This is a genomic window from Micromonospora globosa (assembly GCF_000717585.1).
Lineage (GTDB): Bacteria > Actinomycetota > Actinomycetes > Mycobacteriales > Micromonosporaceae > Micromonospora > Micromonospora aurantiaca.
In genome coordinates this window covers 61,448-80,032 of sequence record NZ_JNZR01000019.1, presented here as the reverse complement: position 1 = coordinate 80,032, position 18,585 = coordinate 61,448, and the positions used below count along the sequence as shown (strand labels likewise).

Here is an 18,585-nt window from a genome sequence, read left to right as displayed (position 1 = left end):
GGTGTGGCGGTTGCGGGATGACCCTGAGACGGCTCGGGGTCGGTTCCCGGACACTACCCGGAACCCCTGCCGCGAGGTCCGGAAATGTCGGTGGGCCCGGGTAGGTTTGGCCGCATGGTACACAGCGGTGAGCGCTTCCACGTGGTGACGGACGTGCACGATCACGTGGTCGAGCTGCGCCCGGTCGGCGAGATCGACATCGCCTCCGTGACGGCGTTCCGGGCGGCGCTCTGGGCGGCGCCGGCCCGGCCGGTGCTGCGGGTTGACCTGTCCGGTGTGCGGCTGCTCTCCGCCGCCGGGGTCCGCGCGCTCGTCGCCACCCACCTGCGGGTGCGGGCCCGCGGCGGCGAGCTGGTGCTCACCGACCCCGACCCGGTGGTGGCCCGGGTGCTGCGGGTGACTGGCCTGCACCGGGTGCTCCCGGTGCGCTGCACCGACCGCGCCCAGGACCTGCCCGGCCGCGCGCCGGACCTGCCCGGCCGCGCCCAGGATCCGTCCGGCCGCGCCCACGAGCTGATGGCCTGCGCGGCCTGAACGGCCGGCGGCCCGGGCGCACGCGGCCCGGGCGCACGCCGGGCCGCCGGCGCGGAAGCCGACGGCCCGATGTGAACGGCGTTGCGCTCAGCGCACGCCGAGCAGGTCCACCACGAAGACGAGCGTCTCGTTCGGCTTGATGACGCCGCCCGCGCCCCGGGCGCCGTAGCCCAGGTGCGGCGGGATGGTGAGCTTGCGCCGGCCGCCCACCTTCATGCCCACGACGCCCTGGTCCCAGCCGGCGATGACCTGGCCGCCGCCGAGCGGGAATTCGAACGTCTCACCCCGGTTCCACGAGGCGTCGAACTCGCGGCCGTTCGAGTGGGCCACGCCCACGTAGTGCACGCTCACCAGCTGGCCCGCGCGGGCCTCCGGGCCGTCGCCGACGGTGATGTCCTCGACGACCAGATCGGCGGGCGGCGCGCCCTCGATCGGGCCGATCTGGGGCTTGTCCATGAGCGGGTCTCCTCGGTGCTGACGGTGTGGTCACAGTCGATCCTGCCGGATCGTGACCGGCCGATACGCGCCGGTCCCCGCACACCGGCGTGGCGGGAACACGAAAGAGGCGCGGGCGCGGCCGCCGCGCGACGCCCCCCCCCGCCCCGGGGCGAGCTGGTCACTTCAGCCAGGGGAGACGCTGGACCAGGGGGAGCCTCGCCCAGGCCCGGCCGAGGCCGAGGGTGTTGCCGGCGCCCACCAGGGCCAGGCCGGCCAGCAGGCCCGCGTAGATGAGGTGGTCGTCCATGAAGGGGTTGTTCGCCGGGGGCAGCACGGCCGTCCACATCAGGACCAGGAGCAGACCGCCCGCGACGGCGGCGACCCGGATGCCGATGCCGAGCATCAGGGCGACACCGATGCCGAGCAGGCCGACCATGAACAGCCAGTCCGCCCAGGCCGCGCCGGCCAGGTTCTGGTAGATGCCCGCGAACGGTCCCTCGACGGCGTGTCCGAGGAAGCCCTTGGTGGGGCTGCCGCCGTTGATCCAGGCGTTCTTCGCCGGGGTCTCGTGGCCGAGGCCGAACATCTTGTCGAGGAAGGCCCAGAGGAACACCCAGCCCAGGGCGAGCCGCAGCCCGGCCCAGACGTACCGGGTGGCCTTCTGGCGGGTGGTCTCGGTGTGCGCCGCCGGAGCGATGGTGGCGGCGGGGGTCCGCTTGACGGCGGGGGTCCGCTCGATTGTCGCGGTCATGGTCTCCACGTCCCTTCCTGTGCCTCGCACCGCGCTTCCCGGTGGCACATTCATTCCACCGCCGCGCGGCGCCCGGGAGCAGGGCCGAGAGGTGCCCTCGTGACCGGGTCATTGGTCCCGTCCGTACCCGGTCCGGTCGGCCCCTCGCAGCCGGTCCGCCGCCCCTGACCAGGCCGTACGCCAGCGGCCTACCGTCGCAGGTGGAGACCCGGCACGAGGAGGTCGTGATGAGGACGTGGCAGGTTACCGACGTGATGACCAGGGACGTCGCCACGGTGACGGAGGAGACCCCGTACCGCGAGGTCGTCGACGTGCTGGTGCGGCAGCGGATCAGCGGTGTGCCGGTGGTGGACTCGTTCCGCCGGGTGCTCGGGGTGATCTCCGAGGCGGACCTGCTGCACAAGGTGGAGCGGTCCGGCCACCCGGACGAGCGGCGGGTCTTCGAGGGACGGCGCCGCCGTACCGCGAGGGAGAAGGCGGGCGCGCTCGTCGCCCGGGACCTGATGACCGCGCCCGCGGTCACCACCCACGAGCGGGCGTCGCTCGCGGCGACCGCCCGGCTGATGGACCACGAGGCCGTCAAGCGGCTCCCGGTGCTGGACGACCTGGGCCGGCTCGCCGGCATCGTCACCCGCGGTGACCTGCTGCGCGTGCACCTGCGTTCCGACGCGGAGATCCGCGAGGAGGTCGTGCACGAGGTGCTGCGGCGGGTCCTGTCGGTGCGCGACGGCCTGGTCACGGTCCAGGTCCGCGGCGGCGAGGTCACCATGGACGGGCGGCTGGACCGGCGTAGCGCCGTCGAGCTGGCCGGCCGTCTCGCCACCCAGGTCGCGGGCGTGGTCGCGGTGCACAACGCGATCGGGTACGACGTGGACGACACCACGCTGATGGAGCTGGACCCGGTGCACGCCACCCCGGTCGCCTGAGCGTCGCCACCCGGGCCCCGCCGGTCAGGTGGGGCCCTCGGTGGCGAGCTGGGCGGCCAGCAGCGCGGGGGCCTCGGCCAGCGACGGCCCGTACCAGGTGAGGTGCCGGCCGGACACCAGCGCCGCCGGCACACCGGGGAACGCCTCCGGCCCGTCGTCGGCGGTGAACCGGTACGGCTCGTCGGGCAGCACCACCAGTTCCGGCGCCCGGGCGCGCAGCTCGTCCAGGCTCGGCCGGGGATAGCGTTCCGCGTCGTCGGCCCAGCCGTTGCGCACACCGAGCCGGGCCAGCACGTCCCCGGCGAACGTGTCCCGCCCCAGCACCACCCACGGCCGTCGCCACACCGGCACCACGGCGGTGCGGACGCGTCCCGGCGCGGGCAGTGCGGCCCAGGCACGGCGGGCCTCGCGCAGCCACTGCGGCTCGGCCGGCGCGCCGAGCGCGTCGACCAGCTCACCGAGCTGGTCGAGGGCCTCCGGCACGGTACGCGGGAAGGTGACCCGGACCGGCACCCCGGCCGCGCGCAGCGCCTCGGCGTCGGCCAGCCGGTTCTCCTCCTCGTTGAGCAGCACCAGGTCCGGCTCCAGGGCGAGCACCCGGTCCAGGTCCGGGTACTTCGTCCCGCCGACCCGGGCGACGTCCAGCCCGGCCGGGTGGGTGCACCAGTCGGTCGCGCCGACCAGCGCCTCCGGGCGGGTGGCCGCGACCGCCTCGGTCAGCGACGGCACCAGCGACACCACCCGCACCGCGTCTCCTCCCCTTGAGCCGGACCGCCGGTCAGCGGGCCGCCGCGGTCACGGCGTCGGCGGTCTCCGGCGGCAGGCCCGCCACCGGCAGGCCCTTGCGTACCGCCCAGTCGACTGCGGCGCGCAGGTCCGCGGTGGGCAGCGGCCGCCGGGTGGTCACCCCGACCGCCGCGTGCACTGTGTACGCCATGAACGGGTACGACCGGGCCAACGCGCCGATCGCGTCGTGCAGCCGGCGTACCACCTCCAGCGCGGCCGGTTCGTCGAGCCCCGGCAGGAGGAGCTGGAACTCGTTCTCGGTGACGCGCAGCGCGCGGTCGACCGGCCGCAGCACGGCGGTGATCGCGGTGAGCACGGCGTGTCCCTCGCGGGCGACGCCGCGGCGGCCGAAGCGTTCCGGCGAGCCGGGCGGCGCGTCCACCCGCAGGCCGACCAGCGCCACCGGCAGCGTGCCGGAGGCGGTCACCCCGTCCGCGCCGGACCACCGGGCCAGGCCGGGCTCGTCCAGCATCGTCTCGGCCGGCTCGACCGGCTGGTTGTTCCGGTCGCCGCGGCGGGCCAGCAGCCGCAGCGCCGCCTCGGCACGCGGTTCGCCCGGCCCGGCCGGGATGTCCCGCACCCGGGCGATCGCCTCGTCCAGCGCGGTACGCGCCGCGGCGGGCAGCCGCTCGGCGAGCTGTTCGCGCAGCCGGATCGCCTCGTGCAGCGCCTCGTCGCGGCGGAAGCCCCAGCGTCCCTCGAACAGCCGGCCGGACTCCAGCGTCGGCGCGGGCGCCACCTCGGCCCGGTCGTGCGCGACGAGTGTGGCGCCGAAACGCGGGCTCAGCGCCACCACCGTCCACTCCCGGGCAAGCGCCTCCGCCTCGTCCAGCGCCACGCCGTAGGTACCGTCCGGCAGGTCGGGCGGCGGTCCGCCGACCATCGCCACCACCGTCACGGCGGCGCGGCCGGCGATGCGCCGGTAGACCTCGCGCTCCCGGGCGAAGTACGGCAGCCGCTGGAACAGCGCGAGCACGACGAGCGGGCCGTCCTCGGCCTCGGCGAGCGCCGCGCGTTCGATGGCGTGGGAGACGGTGACGAGACTGCGTTTGGTGAACTGTTCCGGGGTCCGTCCGCTGGGCACGGGCAGAGCCTAGAGGGACGGGCGCGGTAGCGCACCGGTCGGCCGGACCGGTCGTGCCGCACGGCCTACACTCGGGCGTCGACCGGACGAGGGGGATCGGGGCGAGATGACGAGCACAGGCAGCGTGACCGCCTCCTGGCTGCGGCCGATCCCGCCCGGCGCCGCGCCGTCCCTGGTCCGTGCCGGCCACCTCGGCCACACCGGGCGGCGGCTCGGCGACCTGGTGCAGGGCCGCCCGCCCGGGGTCACCGGCAGCCAGTGGAGCACCGCCGGGCGGGCGTCGCTCGACCTGGTGGTCTGCGCGGCCGACACCGGGCTGCCGCGTTTCGCGGTGCGGTTCACCGTGCCCGCCCCCGACGGATCGGCCGCGCGACGGTCCGAACGGCTGACCGACGCGGTCTGCGTCGCCGTCGGCCTGCCGCTGGTGCGCGTCGAGTCGCCGACGCTGGGCGGCGCGGAGCAGGTCCGCCGGTTCGTCGAGTACGTGCTGGACGCGCGGGCCTACGCCGACGGCACCGACCCGGACGGCGGTGACACGGTCGGCTTCCGGGACATCATCGGCCGGCTGCCGGACGGCCGGCGCGGACCGGTGAACGACCTGGGCGCGCTGGCCCGGGTCGAGGCGGTCGAGGCGTACGTGGCGGGCCGGATCGCCGACCCGATCGTGCGCGGCCTGCACGTGCGCTGGACCGACGGTCCGGCGGAGGGCTGGGCCTGGGCCGAGGTGCGGCCCGGCCGTTGCCTGCTGGAGCGGGTACGGCTGACCTCGCGCGGTTTCTCCTGCGGCGTCGACCCGGGGCGGCTCGCCGAGGACCTGGCGGCTGTGGCGCTGGGGGAGCGGTTGCGTGACCTCGACGGTGCCGCGCCGTCCCTGCTGGACCGCGACGAGCTTCTCCGGCGGGTACGCGCGCTGGCCGCCCGGCGGGACTCCTTCGACGGCGGGTTCGCCTTCGATCACCTCTGCGCCGACTGAGCCGTCCGTCCTCGCCGGCGAGGACGGCGACTTTTCGATTTTTTTCCGATCTCCGGTTGAACCTTCGCCGACGGCGCTCCGTACCTCATCGGGAATGGACGCAGATCTTCCCCGCCGCGCCCGGACGGCGCGGAGACGGTGCGGAAAGGGCATCGTCGGCCATTGACGCGCGACTGAGCGTCGCAGTGATCTCACACCCCGAATTCGTCGGTCCGCCGGGATCACCAGTCAACTACCGGATCGTGAAGGAGAGCAATTCGATGCGCAGGTCCACACGGGCGCGCCGGTCATCCGGTAACGCGCGGAGCAAGCGGATGCTGGCGGTTGTCGGCACGCTCGCGGTCTTCGGCGGCATCGTCGCCGTCACCCAGATCTCGTCCGCCCAGGACCGGCGGACGACCACCCGCGCCGCCTCGGCGTCCTGCGTGCCCGCGAGCCCCGGGGCGACCGCCCCGGACGGCCAGGGCAGCACCACCCGTACCTGGCAGAACGGCCGCTGGGTCCGCAACCACTGGGGCGACGGGCAGATGTCGCCGGCCGAGTGCCAGCAGACCAACGCGGGCGGCGCGGGCGCCGGCACCCCGACCGTGGCCTGCCCGGACGTCCGGGGCCGGCTGCCGCAGGTGCCCGGTCAGGCCCGCGCCGAGGTGGACCGCACCCTGGCGCTGCTGGAGTCGCAGATCGCCGACGCGAACCGGCGGCTCGCGGCGGAGGGCCGCAACGGCGGCGAGTTCATCAACAACGCGATCCTGCGTCCGCTCGCGGACAAGCGGACCGCGGCGCTCAACCGGATCGCCACCGCCATCGGCCGGGTCGCCCAGCGCCCGCAGGGCCTGGACCAGCTCGCCCAGTGCGCGGTGACCGACACCCCGCAGAACGGCGGCCAGAACGGCGGGAACAACAACGGCGGTCAGAACGGCGGCAACAACAACGGGGGCCAGAACGGCGGCAACAACAACGGCGGTCAGAACGGCGGGAACAACGGCGGCGGGAACAACAACGGCGGTGGCCAGAACAACGGTGGCGGCAACGGCCTGAACGTGCTCGCCAAGGACTGCTCCGGCAGCCAGCTCCAGGCGCACGACGGCTTTCAGAACGGCAACCGGTGCGTGAGCACCGCGTTCGGTGAGGTGGGCGCCGCGGCGAACAACCCGTCGCTGCTGATCACGCAGTTCCCGAACCAGGTGCGGCGCAACCAGCCGTTCACCCTCCGGGTCACCACCAAGAACCTGGTGCGGGACCGCTTCCTCGCCGCCGGCCAGGGCGGCTACTACCTGGAGAGCTCGCTGCTCAACGGCCAGGGCCTGGTGCGCGGCCACTTCCACACCGCCTGCCGCATGCTCGGCAGCACCCGGCAGCCTCCGAACCCGCAGGACGTGCCGGCCTTCTTCGTGGCCACCGAGGACGGGCGGGGCGGCAACCAGCCGGACGACGTGCTGATCCAGATTCCGGGCCTGGCGCAGTCGGGCGTGGCGCAGTGCGCGGTCTGGGCCGGTGACGGCTCGCACCGCATCCCGATGATGGAGCGGGCCAACCAGACTCCCGCCATCGACGTGGTGCGCATCCGGGTCAACTGAGCGGGCGAACGGCAGCGGCCGTCCGGGGGACTCCTCCGGGCGGCCGCTGCCGTTCCCGCGTACGGGCACGGTGAAAGGTGATCCCGGAAGAAATTTCGTGCCGGCGGTATCCGGCCGGATGAAAAGCGCTGACCGTAGAAAGCCGATCGGGGCCGCGCCGATTTCTCAGCGTGACCCCGGGATGCCCGACGGTGAACCGGTGGCGGTCAGCGGTTCTTGTACGCCTCGACCACCGACACCGGGATGCGCCCGCGCTCGGAAATCTCGAACCCGTTCTTGGCGGCCCATTCCCGGATGGCGCGGTTCTGCTCGCGGTCCATTCCCGAGGTGCTCGGCCGGGCGGTGCGGCGTGCGCCGCGGGCGACCTCGGTCGCTCCCCGGCCGATTCGCCTGCCAGCGCTGATGTACGGATCCAGCGCCTTGCGCAGGACGCCCGCGTTCTCGTCGGAGACGTCGATCGTGTACGCCACGCCGTCCAGGCTGAACTCGACGGTCCGATCGGCCTTTCCGCCGTCGAGGTCGTCGGTCAGAACGGTGATTACTTTCCTTGCCATCGCCATTACTCCCTGTGTCGGGCGGGGTGTGGCTAAGAGTTTGACCTACCGCGCGGTAATTCCGCAACAATAGCCGACTGTTTCCATTCGGCGGGTCGCGGTAAAGGGCGCCGCCATTGGGTGCGGAGCGCGGGAACGCGGCGCTTCGTAGTGGCGTGGGTCACAACCCGGAACAAGGGGCACGTTTTGTTACTTGAGCCAGACACGCTCAACCAACGTGATGGCAGGTGTTCGATGGCAACTCTTCCGGTACTCCCACTGACCGACGCCGTCCTGCTGCCCGGGATGGTCATCCCGGTGACCCTCGACCCGACCACCCAGGCCGCCGTCGACGCGGCCCGCGCCACCGGCGACAAGGAACTCCTGGCCGTACCCCGCCTCGACGGCGAGTACGGCTCCGTCGGCGTGGTAGCCACGATCGAGAAGGTGGGCCGGCTGCCCAGCGGCGAACCGGCGGCGGTCGTCCGCGGTCTCACCCGCGCCCGCATCGGCTCCGGCGTGCCCGGTCCCGGCGCCGCGCTCTGGGTCGAGGCGACCGAACTCGACGAACCCGCACCGGCGGGCCGCGCCCGCGAACTCGCCCGCGAGTACCGCGCGCTCATGACCTCGGTGCTGCAGCAGCGCGGCGCCTGGCAGGTGATCGACGCGATGGAGCGGATGACCGACCTGTCCGAGCTGGCCGACTCGGCCGGTTACGCGCCCTGGCTCAGCCTGACGCAGAAGACCGAATTGCTCGCCGCGCCGGACGTCACCGCCCGGCTGGAACTGCTCGTCGGCTGGGTGAAGGAACACCTCGCCGAGCAGGAGGTCACCGAGCAGATCAACAGCGACGTCCGCGAAGGGCTGGAGAAGTCCCAGCGCGAGTTCCTGCTCCGCCAGCAGCTCGCCGCGATCCGCAAGGAACTCGGCGAGGACGAGCCGGACGGCTCCGCCGACTACCGCTCCCGGGTGGAGTCCGCCGACCTGCCGGAGAAGGTCCGCGAGGCGGCGCTGCGCGAGGTCGGCAAGCTGGAGCGGGCCAGCGACGCCTCACCCGAGGCGGGCTGGATCCGTACCTGGCTGGACACCGTCCTGGAGATGCCGTGGAACACGCGTACCCAGGACAACATGGACCTGGCCGCGGCCCGGGCCGTGCTCGACGCCGACCACGCCGGCCTGGCCGACGTGAAGGACCGCATCCTGGAGTACCTCGCGGTGCGCAACCGGCGCGCGGAGCGCAACCTCGGCGTGGTCGGCGGACGCGGTTCCGGCGCGGTGCTGGCCCTGGCCGGTCCGCCCGGTGTCGGCAAGACCAGCCTCGGCGAGTCGGTCGCCCGGGCGCTGGGCCGCAACTTCGTCCGCGTCTCCCTCGGCGGTGTCCGGGACGAGGCGGAGATCCGCGGTCACCGGCGCACCTACGTGGGCGCGCTGCCCGGCCGGATCGTGCGGGCGCTGCGCGAGGCCGGCTCGATGAACCCGGTCGTGCTGCTCGACGAGGTCGACAAGCTGGCCGCCGGCTACTCCGGCGACCCGGCGGCGGCCCTGCTGGAGGTGCTCGACCCGGCGCAGAACCACACGTTCCGCGACCACTACCTGGAGGTCGACCTCGACCTGTCCGACGTGCTGTTCCTGGCCACCGCCAACGTGGTCGAGGCGATCCCCGGCCCGCTGCTGGACCGGATGGAGCTGGTCGCGCTGGACGGCTACACCGAGGACGAGAAGGTCGCCATCGCCCGGGACCACCTGCTGCCCCAGCAGCGGGAACGGGCCGGGCTGACCACCGACGAGGTGACAGTCGCCGACGAGGCGCTGGCGCTGATCGCTGGTGAGTACACCCGGGAGGCCGGCGTTCGGCAGCTCGAACGCGCTCTCGCCAAGATCTTGCGCAAGGTCGCGGTCGCGCTCGCCACGGACTCCGCGCCGGTGCACGTCGACGCCGGCAACCTGGCCCGCTACCTGGGCCGGCCCAAGTTCACCCCGGAGTCGGCCGAACGGACCGCAGTACCCGGCGTGGCGACCGGACTCGCGGTCACCGGCGCCGGTGGCGACGTGCTGTTCATCGAGGCCACCACGATGGAGGGTGAGCCGGGGCTGACGCTCACCGGCCAGCTCGGCGACGTGATGAAGGAGTCCGCGCACATCGCGTGGTCGTACCTGCGGTCGAACGGGCGGCGCTACGGGCTGGACCCGAACGCGCTGGCCGGGCGGCGGATCCACCTGCACGTCCCGGCGGGCGCGGTGCCCAAGGACGGCCCGAGCGCCGGCATCACCATGGTGACCGCGCTGGCCTCACTGGTGACCGGGCGGCCGGTGCGGCCCGAGTTCGGGATGACCGGCGAGGTGACGCTCTCCGGCCGGGTGCTGCCCATCGGCGGCGTGAAGCAGAAGCTGCTCGCCGCGCACCGGGCCGGCCTCACCGAGGTGATCATCCCGAAGCGCAACGAGCCGGACCTGGACGACCTGCCGGCCGAGGTGCGGGAGGCGCTGACCGTGCACACCCTGTCCGACGTGGCGGACGTGCTCGCACTGGCGCTGCGCCCGGTCGAGATCGGCACGGAGTCGCTGGACGGTCCGGCGCTCGCCGCGGCCTGACGACCGTCGCCCCGGCCACCGTACGCACGGTGGCCGGGGCGCCGTCGTGTCCGCCCGCTGTGGTCTCCACGCCGGCCGGCACGGAAGCCGGTCGCGCCGGGCTCAGCGGCGGTCGCGCCGCTCGTAGCCCCGGTCGCGGCGCTCACCGGGCCCGTCGCCGTCCCGGTCCCGTCGCACTGTGGCCTTGCGTCCCTTGATGGTGGTGCCGCGCAGCCCCGCGATGATCTCGTCGGCGACCCCCTGCGGCACCTCGACCAGCGAGAACCGGTCGGCGATCTCGATCGAGCCGATGTCCCGGCCACTGATCCGGGTCTCCCCGGTGATCGCGCCCACCAGGTCCTGCGGCCGTACCCCGGCCCGGCGGCCCAGACCGATGAAGACCTGGGTGGTGCCGCCGGTACGCGGGCGCGCCGGACCCCGGCGCTCACCCCGCCCGCCGGCCTCCGGGCGGCCCTCGCGCGGACCCCGGACCGGAACCTGCGGGATCTCCTCCTCGTCGTCCGAGCCCGGCGACGTCGCCTCGTGCGCCAGCTTCACCGCCGCCAGCGCCACCTCGACCAGGTCGAACTCGTCGGTGAGCGACTCCACGATCGCCCGGTACGGGTCAAGGTCGTCCTCCAGCAGGCTCTCCCGCAGCGCGCCCTGGGTCAGCTCCAGCCGCCGGGTACGCATGTCCGCGACAGTGGGGATCTTGTCGATGGCGATCCGCTGGCCGGTGACTCGCTCGATGGTCTTGAGCATCCGGTGCTCACGCGGCTCGGCGAGCGTGATCGCCACACCCTCCCGCCCGGCCCGGCCGACCCGCCCGATCCGGTGCACGTACGACTCCGGGGCGGACGGCACGTCGTAGTTGACCACGTGGGTGAGCTGCTCGACGTCCAGGCCACGGGCGGCCACGTCGGTGGCGACCAGCAGGTCCGCCGTACCGGCGCGCAGTCGGCCCATCACCCGGTCCCGCTGCTCCTGGCTCATCCCGCCGTGCAGCGCCTCGGCCCGGTAGCCCCGGCCGTTCATCGTCTCGGTGAGCCGGTCCACCTCCTCCCGGCTGCGGCAGAACACGATCGCCGCGGTGGGCGACTCCACGTCCAGCACCCGGCCCAGCGCGGCCGGCTTGTGCGCCCGGGCCACGATGTACGCGCTCTGCCGCACCCGGGGCGCCTCCCCGGCGACCGGCCGCTCCCGCTCGATCCGGATGCGGACCGGGTCGGTCAGGTGCTGCCGGGCCAGCCCGTCGATCCGGGCCGGCATGGTGGCCGAGAACAGCACCGTCTGCCGGCCGGCCGGGGCGTGCTCCAGGATCGCCTCGATGTCCTCGGCGAAGCCCATGTCGAGCATCTCGTCCGCCTCGTCCAGCACCACCGTGCTCAGCGCGCCCAACCGCAGCGTGCCCCGGGCGATGTGGTCCAGCGCCCGGCCGGGCGTCGCCACCACCACGTCCACCCCGTGGTCGAGCGCACGCAGCTGCCGGCCGATCGGCTGCCCGCCGTAGATCGGCAGCACCCGGGCGCCCAGGTCCTTGCCGTAGCGGTGGAACGCCTCGGAGACCTGCACGGCCAGCTCCCGCGTCGGCACCAGCACCAGCGACACCGGGTCGCCCTCGGCCCGCCCCACCGGCATCCGCTGCAACAGCGGCAGCGCGAACGCGGCGGTCTTGCCCGTACCGGTCGCCGCCTGGCCCAGCAGATCCTGCCCGGCCAGCAACGGGGGGATGGCCTCCCGCTGGATCGGCGTCGGTTCCTCGTAACCGAGCGCGGACAGCGCGCCCAGCAACTCGGTGCGCAGCCCGAGATCGGCGAAGGCGATGCCGTCCTCGGCGTCGGCGGGAAGGGCGGGGTCGGTCGGGGTCGGTGCGGCGTTCATGCGACAAGCTTTTCATCACCGCCGCGCGGCGGTCGCGGCGACCGGGTCAAACGTTCGCCGCGCCACCTGTGTGCCGTCCCCTCCGGGTGATCCGGCGTGGCCCCGTGCCCCCGCCGGATCACCGGGACAGGACGGCCAGCAGCGTGGTGAGGCCCACTCCGACGTCGAACACCGCGCACCACAGCGCGTACCCGCGCGGTACCACCGCGCCGGTGCGGTGGTACCAGCCGTCCCAGGCCGCGTGGACGAGCCAGCCCACCCCGACGAGCACCCCGGCGACGTCGGCGGACGCGATCATCGCCACGACCGCCAGGCCGCCCCACACGGCCGCCCCGGCGAGCTGCGCCGCCAGCGCGCGCCGGTCGCCCCACTGCCGCCGCCAGGTGCCGATCAGCAGGTAGCCGGCCGGCAGGACCAGCAGCGTCCACGGCGCGAAGACGCTGGGCGCGAACCACATGTCCACCGTCATGAGCAGCCCCAGCCCGGCGGGCCACCCGCGCGCCACGGCCGCGGCGACCGGGTGCCGGCGCGGCGGCGCGGCGGGCGTGTGCCGGTGCCGCAGCGCCACCAGCAGCATCGCCGGCACCATCAGCAGGTGACCGCCGAGCAGCAGCGTGTCGTCCCCGACCCACCCGGCCCACCAGGGCGGGAGCAGCAGCAGGAACGGCACGTACATGGCCGCCGACATCTCCGCGGTGGCGGCCCGGCCGTCCCCCCGGTACCACATCCACGCGGCCATGCCCGCCGCCATGTTCGTCGCCATCACCAGCGCGGCCACGTCCGGCCGCGCCAGCACCGCCGCACCTCCCAGCAGGTTCCCGCCCACCTGCCACAGCGGCCCGAGCAGCACCATCCCGGCCACCATCGCCACCACCATCCCGGCCAGGTGCCGGGTCCGCGCCCACCCGGCCCACCGCCGGGGTACGCCCACAGTCATCTCTGTCATGCCCCGACCCTGCCGCCGCCCGGCGCACCGGAGAAGGCGCGTCAGTCATCGGGAAACCGTGCGGATCGCACGGTCCGGCCGTGACGTTTCTCGGGGGTGGGCGGGGCGCCGCACGCCCTAGGATCGGCGGGCATGACAGTCGATTCCGCTGACCACCGGCTGCGCCGGGCCCGGCGGGTCACCCTGCTGTCGCTGGCCACGAACGTGTGGACGACGGTGCTGCTGCCCGTCGTCGGCCTGGCCCGCGAGCCCGACCCGGTACGCGTCGCGCTGGGCGCCGTCGGGCTGCTCGGATTCGCGGTCGCCCAGATCGCGGTGCTGCACGCCGCGGTCACGCCGTGGCTGCCCGTACCGGCCCGTCGTCGCCGGCACGCCGCGCTGATCGCGGCGGCGCTGCTCAGCCTGCCGCTGCTCGGCCCGGTCGCGGCCGGGACCTGGCCCACCTGGGCGTGGCTGGGCGCGTCCCTGGTCGGCATGACGCCGCTGCTGTTCCGGCCCGTCGTCGCGGTGGTGGCGGCGGCCGGCGTCCTCGCGGTGTCGGCCGTCGTCACCTGGTCGACGGGCGGGCCGGTGACCACGGCGCTGCTGGTCACCGGCGTGGTGGGCGCCGGGATCGCCGCGCTCACCTGGGTCCAGGTCTGGTTCTGGGACCTGCTCGTCGAGGCCCGGCAGGGGCAGGCCGCCCAGGCGCGGCTCGCCGCCGCCGAGGAACGGCTGCGCTTCGCCCGGGACGTCCACGATCTGCTCGGCCACGACCTGACGGTGATCGCGCTCAAGGCCGAGCTGGCGGAGCGGCTGGCGCCGCGCGACGCCGGCCGGGCCGCCCGGGAGGCGGCCGAGGCCCGGCGGCTGGCCGGCTCGGCGCTGAACCGGGTCCGGGCGGCGGTGCACGGCTACCGCGCCGTCGACCTGGCCGAGCAGGCCGCGGCGGTGGGGGAGGTGCTGCGCTCCAGCGGGGTACGCACGACAGTGGTCCCGCCCGCCGGTGAGGTGCCCGCGGCGGTCGCCGCCGACCTGGCCGCCGTGCTGCGTGAGGCCGGGACGAACGTGCTGCGGCACAGCCGGGCCGGCTGGTGCCGGATCGAGATCATCCAGGGGGACGGCGTGGTGACGCTGACCGTACGCAACGACGGTGTCCGCGACGACGCCGGACCGGACCGGCTCAGCGGCGGCCTGCGCGGCCTGGCCGACCGGCTCGCCCCGGCCGGCGGACGGGTCCGGGCCGATGCCGCCGACGGCGTGTTCAGCCTGGTGGCGACGGTGCCGGTGACGCCGTGATCCGGGTACTGCTGGCCGACGACGAGGAGCTGATCCGGCTCGCCCTGGCCGCGCTGCTCGACCTGGAACCGGACATCGAGGTGGTCGCGCACGCCCGCGACGGGCGCAGCGCCCTGGACGCGGCGCTGGCCCACCGCCCCGACGTCGCCGTGCTCGACCTGGAGATGCCGCCGCCCGGAGGCGTCGAGGTCGCCGCCGAGCTGACCCGGGCGCTACCCGGCTGCGCGCCGGTGATCCTCACCGGACACGGCCGGCCCGCCCAGCTCCGGCCGGCGCTCACCGCCGGGGTACGCGGGTTCCTCGCCAAGGGCGCCCCCGGCGGCGCGCTGGCCGACGTGATCCGCCGGGTGCACTCCGGGGCGCGTTACGTCGATCCCGCGCTCGCGGCCGACGCGCTCACCCTGCCGGAGTGCCCGCTGACGCCGCGCGAGCTGGAGACGCTGCGGCTGGCCGAGCTGGGCACCCCGGTCGCGGTGATCGCCCGGCGGACCCATCTGGCCGCCGGAACGGTCCGCAACCATCTCAGCGCCTGCGTGCAGAAGCTCGGCGCCGCCGACCGGGCGGAGGCGGTACGGCGGGCGCGCGAGGCCGGCTGGCTCTGACGTACGGGGCGTCGCGGGCGGCTGACGCCGACTAGCCTGATCACGTGCGGACGGTCGAACTGCTCTGCTCTCCCGAACTGGAAGCGGCGGTTCGCGCCGCCTGGGACCGGCTCGCCGCCGCCGGGCTGCCCAGCCTGGCCCGCAACACGCACCCGACGAACCGGCCGCACCTGACGCTCGCCTCGGTCGAGGAGTTCCCGCCCGGCGTCGAGCAGCGCCTGGCCGACCTCTGTGACGCGGCGCTGCCGCTGCCGGTGCGGCTGGGCCGGGTGGCGGTGCTCGACGGCAGCGCGCCACTGGTGTGGCTGGTCCGCCCGACCCCGCAGCTCGTCGCGCTGCACGGCGCGGTCTGGGACGTGCTCGCCGAGGCGTCCGGCGGGCACTCGTGGCACCAGCCCGGCCGGTGGGTGCCGCACCTGAGCCTGGCGCTGCGGTTCGGCGCGGCGGACCGGCGCCGGGCCCGGGCGGTCGCCGGGGCACATCCGCCGGCCGGGGCGTTCGTGGCGGCGCGCAGCTACGACGGCGACACCCGCACCGTCAGCGAGCTGACCACCGCCTGCCCTCGTTCCGGCGGCTGAGCGGGGCCGCCCCCCGGGGAGGGGGCGGCCCCGGACGTCAGCGGTGGAAGCGCAGGTAGTCGAACTCGGCGGTCACCGCTGGTGTGGCCCCGCCGTGCGCCACCAGCCCGATCCGCGGTGTCGTGTCCGCCGGGAACGTCCACACCGCGCCCCACGTCCAGTGCTTGCCGTCGCGGCTGGACCCGGCCCGGAACTCGTGCTCGCCGTTGACCGGGTCGACCCGGTGGGCCAGCCGCAGCCAGGTGGTGGTGCCGGGGGTGCCGACGATGCTGCCGCCGTACACCGGCTGACCGGCGAACGGCAGCTCGTAGCCGTACTCGACCTGACGGGTGTTCCAGATGGCCACCTGGGTCAGCCTGGCGAACCGGTCGTCGTCGACGTACGCGACCAGGCCCGCCTGCTGGTAGTTGCGCACGCTGTCCTCGCCCAGGTCGAGCGTCACCTTGGTCTCGGCGACGTAGTTCCCGGCCGGGGCGTCGCGCAGCAGCACCCCGGCGGTGTTGCCGGTGCCGGACAGGTCGGCGTCCTGCACCGGCCAGCGCAGCGCGCCGCCGGACACGGTGGCGGCCGGGTCCTGGCGTACCCACCGCCACGCCGGGTCGAGCCCGCCGGTGAACTCGTCGGAGTAGCCGCGCAGCACCGGTCCGACCCGGGGGTCGGGGACGGTGTGCTGCGCCGGACGGTACAGCCGGACGGCGCTGACGTTGTCGAACTCGGCCGGGCCGCCATCGGCGCGCACTGACAGCTCACCGGCGCCGGGGCGGGGCAGCCGCAGCGACACCTGGGAGACCGGGTCGCCGAGGCGGGACGGGCTGAGCGTGGCGACGAGCTGCCGCCCGCGTACCTCGATGGCGAGATTGTGCCGGTCGCCCAGGTCGAGGCCGGCGGGCAGCACGGTGGTCGCGCCGCCCGCGCTCAGCCGGCCGCGCCCGACGCGGACGTCCACGCCACCCAGCCGCAGCCCGGCGGTGGCCGCGCCGGTCAGCCGCAGGTCGGTCTCCGCGCGCAGGTCACCGCCGATCCGGGTACGCGAGGTGAGCGTGCCGCTGCCGGTCAGCACCCCGTCGGCGGCCTGCCAGTGGCCGTGCCCGGCCCGCCAGCCGCGCAGGTCCGCGGTGGCGAAGCGGGCGTCGACCGGGCCGGTGGTGACGGGCGCGGGCCGGGCGGTGTCGGAGGGGCCGGCGCCCGCGTTCACAGTGGGCCATCCGTCGATCCAGTCGAGCCGGTCGAGCAGCATGGGCCGCTCGTTGACGCCGAACGGCTCGTCCAGGTACGGGTCGGCGCGGTCGATCGCGTGGTAGGCGATCCAGTCCTGCCCGGACAGGTCGGTGAGCACCGCGTTGTGCCCGGTGCCGATCCAGCGGTTGCCGTTCTGCGTGAGCACCGGCGTGCCGCCGGCCCGGGAGACGTCGAGGCGCTGCCCGTCGCGGTCGGTGAACGGGCCGCGCGGGTCACGGGAACGGCCGACCTGGACGGAGTAGCCGGTGGCCGGCCCGGCGCAGCAGTTCGCGGTGGACGCGAACAGGTAGTACCAGCCGTCGCGGCGCAGCACGTACGCGCCCTCGAACTTGTTGTCGATCGCGACGGGCGTGGGCGTGCCGACCGCGCGCAGCCCGTCCGTGGACAGCTCGGTGACCGAGATGCCGCCGTAGTAGCTGCCGTAGTAGAGCCAGTGGCGGCCGTCGGCGCCGGTGAGCTGGCTGGGGTCGATCGTCCACAGGTAACCGCCGCCGGCGCCCGGTCGCGGCGCGACCACGGGCGTGTCGCCGAACGTCCACGGCCCGGCCGGGCTCGGCGCGGTGGCCACGCCGACCGCGGTGTCGAACGTGTCGTCGGAGACGTCTGTGTCGGTGACCGTCACGTACATCACCCACCGGCCGGCCACCCGCCGCACGTCCGGCGCCCAGAACGCGGCTCCGGTAGCGGCGTAGGCGGGCCGCTGGTCCGGGGCGAACGCGTCGCCGGCGTAGGTCCAGTCGACCAGGTCGGCGGAGCGGGCGATCGGCACGCGATGCGTGCGGCCCTCGCCCTCGCGCAGCGGGTCGGAGGTGCCGAAGGCGTACCAGAGTCCGTCGTCGCCGCGCACCACGACCGGGTCGGCGAAGGTGTCGGCGAACCCGGCGGAGACCGGGTTGCGGTAGCGGTCGGGCCCGGCGGCGGACGCGGGGGCCGCGCCGGCGAGCAGAAGCGTGAGTACGGCGGCGAGCGCGCCACCGCGGCGGAGGTGTCCCATCGGGCCTGCCCTCGGGGATAGACGGAGGTGCGGTGCCACCGTTTCTACAACGTTGGAGAGAGCGCTGTAAAGAACCCCCTGACCGTTCGGCGCGGCCCGAACCGTGCCCGTGTCAGCATGGGCCGATGACCACCGGTGCCGACGGCCGCGGACTCGCCGGGTTCGCCGCGCTGCTCGCCGACCCCACCCGGGCCGGCTTCTGCCTGGCCCTGCTCGACGGCCGCGCCTGGACCGCCGGAGAGCTGGCCCGCGCCGCCGGGGTCGCCGCGTCCACCGCGAGTGACCACCTCACCCGGCTGGTCGCCGGTGGCCTGCTCGTCGAGCAGCGGCAGGGCCGCCACCGGTACGTCCGCCTCGCCGACCCGGGCGTCGCCCAGCTCGTCGAGGACCTGGCCGCGCGGGCGCCCGCACCGGCGACCCCGCCCCGCACGTTGCGCGCCGCGTCGGCCGGCGCCGCCCTGGCGTACGCCCGCACCTGCTACGACCACCTGGCCGGGCGGCTCGGCGTGCTGCTGCACGACGCCCTGCTCGACCGAGGCGTCCTCGACCGCACCGGCGGCCTCGCGCTGACCGGGGCCGGCATGACCTGGCTGGACCGTCTCGGCGTGCCGGTCGAACCGCTGCGCGCCACCCGGCGACCCCTGGTCCGCGACTGCCTGGACTGGACCGAACGGCGCCCGCACCTGGCCGGCGCGGTCGGGGCGGCGCTGTGCGGGCGCTTCCTCGACCTCGGCTGGACCGCGCGCGGCACCGGCCGGGCGGTACGGCTCACCGCCACCGGGCGGGACGCGCTGGCCGAGACGCTCGCCGTCGACCCGGCGCTGCTGGCCCCGCCCGCCTCCCGCGACACCGGCCCGGCGCGCGCCTGACCCGCCCGTGCCCCGCGGCACCCGT

General features: G+C 75.0%; 17 protein-coding genes. 9 read left to right on the top strand and 8 right to left on the bottom strand.

Going from position 1 to position 18,585, the window contains the following annotated elements:
- Positions 1-84 precede the first annotated feature (84 nt).
- The gene (locus IF06_RS32210; protein WP_013476599.1) at positions 85-534 is read left to right on the top strand and encodes an STAS domain-containing protein; all 450 of its coding nucleotides are present in this window, start codon (positions 85-87) and stop codon (positions 532-534) included.
- Between the two features lie 87 nt (positions 535-621).
- Here IF06_RS32210 and IF06_RS0118855 read toward each other — a convergent pair whose 3' ends face one another.
- Positions 622-990, bottom strand: coding sequence for an FKBP-type peptidyl-prolyl cis-trans isomerase (locus IF06_RS0118855; RefSeq protein ID WP_013286592.1), 369 nt, complete (start codon positions 988-990; stop codon positions 622-624).
- A 160-nt stretch (positions 991-1,150) separates the two neighbouring features.
- Positions 1,151-1,732 carry a DoxX family membrane protein gene (locus IF06_RS0118850; RefSeq protein ID WP_030272549.1) on the bottom strand — a complete coding sequence of 194 codons (582 nt, stop codon included), beginning with the start codon at positions 1,730-1,732 and terminating at the stop codon, positions 1,151-1,153.
- A gap of 218 nt (positions 1,733-1,950) precedes the next feature.
- On the opposite strand from IF06_RS0118850, the gene IF06_RS0118845 reads away from it, so the two are divergent.
- Complete coding sequence (locus IF06_RS0118845; RefSeq protein WP_030272547.1) at positions 1,951-2,649, top strand: CBS domain-containing protein; 699 nt, start codon at positions 1,951-1,953, stop codon at positions 2,647-2,649.
- A 24-nt stretch (positions 2,650-2,673) separates the two neighbouring features.
- On the opposite strand, the gene IF06_RS0118840 is transcribed toward IF06_RS0118845, so the two are convergent.
- Together IF06_RS0118840 and IF06_RS0118835 are read right to left on the bottom strand one after the other, a co-directional pair.
- On the bottom strand, positions 2,674-3,396 hold the full coding sequence (locus IF06_RS0118840; protein WP_013286589.1) for a helical backbone metal receptor: 723 nt from the start codon (positions 3,394-3,396) through the stop codon (positions 2,674-2,676).
- Between the two features lie 31 nt (positions 3,397-3,427).
- Positions 3,428-4,519, bottom strand: coding sequence for a DICT sensory domain-containing protein (locus IF06_RS0118835; RefSeq protein WP_013286588.1), 1,092 nt, complete (start codon positions 4,517-4,519; stop codon positions 3,428-3,430).
- A gap of 106 nt (positions 4,520-4,625) precedes the next feature.
- Here IF06_RS0118835 and IF06_RS0118830 point away from each other — a divergent pair, with 106 nt between their 5' ends.
- Both IF06_RS0118830 and IF06_RS0118825 read left to right on the top strand, forming a co-directional pair.
- Positions 4,626-5,492, top strand: coding sequence for a DUF2726 domain-containing protein (locus tag IF06_RS0118830; RefSeq protein ID WP_013286587.1), 867 nt, complete (start codon positions 4,626-4,628; stop codon positions 5,490-5,492).
- 314 nt (positions 5,493-5,806) lie between these two features.
- Positions 5,807-7,069: a hypothetical protein gene (locus tag IF06_RS0118825; RefSeq protein ID WP_036311104.1), complete on the top strand. Its 1,263-nt coding sequence runs from the start codon at positions 5,807-5,809 to the stop codon at positions 7,067-7,069.
- 206 nt (positions 7,070-7,275) lie between these two features.
- On the opposite strand, the gene IF06_RS0118820 is transcribed toward IF06_RS0118825, so the two are convergent.
- Positions 7,276-7,623 carry a histone-like nucleoid-structuring protein Lsr2 gene (locus IF06_RS0118820; protein WP_013286585.1) on the bottom strand — a complete coding sequence of 116 codons (348 nt, stop codon included), beginning with the start codon at positions 7,621-7,623 and terminating at the stop codon, positions 7,276-7,278.
- Positions 7,624-7,857: 234 nt separating this feature from the next.
- Between IF06_RS0118820 and lon the strand changes: the two genes are divergently transcribed.
- Positions 7,858-10,194 carry an endopeptidase La gene (gene lon, locus IF06_RS0118815; protein WP_030272542.1) on the top strand — a complete coding sequence of 779 codons (2,337 nt, stop codon included), beginning with the start codon at positions 7,858-7,860 and terminating at the stop codon, positions 10,192-10,194.
- 102 nt (positions 10,195-10,296) lie between these two features.
- Here the strand turns inward: lon and IF06_RS0118810 are convergent, their stop codons facing one another.
- Both IF06_RS0118810 and IF06_RS0118805 read right to left on the bottom strand, forming a co-directional pair.
- The gene (locus tag IF06_RS0118810; RefSeq protein ID WP_013476604.1) at positions 10,297-12,054 is read right to left on the bottom strand and encodes a DEAD/DEAH box helicase; all 1,758 of its coding nucleotides are present in this window, start codon (positions 12,052-12,054) and stop codon (positions 10,297-10,299) included.
- Between the two features lie 118 nt (positions 12,055-12,172).
- Complete coding sequence (locus IF06_RS0118805; RefSeq protein ID WP_030272540.1) at positions 12,173-13,000, bottom strand: hypothetical protein; 828 nt, start codon at positions 12,998-13,000, stop codon at positions 12,173-12,175.
- A 132-nt stretch (positions 13,001-13,132) separates the two neighbouring features.
- Here IF06_RS0118805 and IF06_RS0118800 point away from each other — a divergent pair, with 132 nt between their 5' ends.
- From IF06_RS0118800 to IF06_RS0118790, 3 genes are read left to right on the top strand one after another with little or no spacing between them, the layout of a single operon-like run.
- Positions 13,133-14,278 (top strand): sensor histidine kinase, encoded by a 1,146-nt coding sequence (locus tag IF06_RS0118800; RefSeq protein WP_030272538.1) that lies wholly within the window; start codon positions 13,133-13,135, stop codon positions 14,276-14,278.
- Positions 14,275-14,880 (top strand): response regulator transcription factor, encoded by a 606-nt coding sequence (locus IF06_RS0118795; protein ID WP_013286580.1) that lies wholly within the window; start codon positions 14,275-14,277, stop codon positions 14,878-14,880. The genes IF06_RS0118800 and IF06_RS0118795 overlap by 4 nt, the downstream gene beginning before the upstream one ends.
- 44 nt (positions 14,881-14,924) lie before the next feature.
- Entirely contained in the window at positions 14,925-15,458 is a 534-nt protein-coding gene (locus IF06_RS0118790) for a 2'-5' RNA ligase family protein (protein ID WP_030272535.1), read from the top strand.
- Between the two features lie 37 nt (positions 15,459-15,495).
- Here IF06_RS0118790 and IF06_RS0118785 read toward each other — a convergent pair whose 3' ends face one another.
- Positions 15,496-17,691, bottom strand: coding sequence for a family 43 glycosylhydrolase (locus tag IF06_RS0118785; RefSeq protein WP_030272533.1), 2,196 nt, complete (start codon positions 17,689-17,691; stop codon positions 15,496-15,498).
- 125 nt (positions 17,692-17,816) lie between these two features.
- Here IF06_RS0118785 and IF06_RS0118780 point away from each other — a divergent pair, with 125 nt between their 5' ends.
- The gene (locus tag IF06_RS0118780) at positions 17,817-18,560 is read left to right on the top strand and encodes an ArsR/SmtB family transcription factor (protein WP_013476607.1); all 744 of its coding nucleotides are present in this window, start codon (positions 17,817-17,819) and stop codon (positions 18,558-18,560) included.
- Positions 18,561-18,585 lie beyond the last annotated feature (25 nt).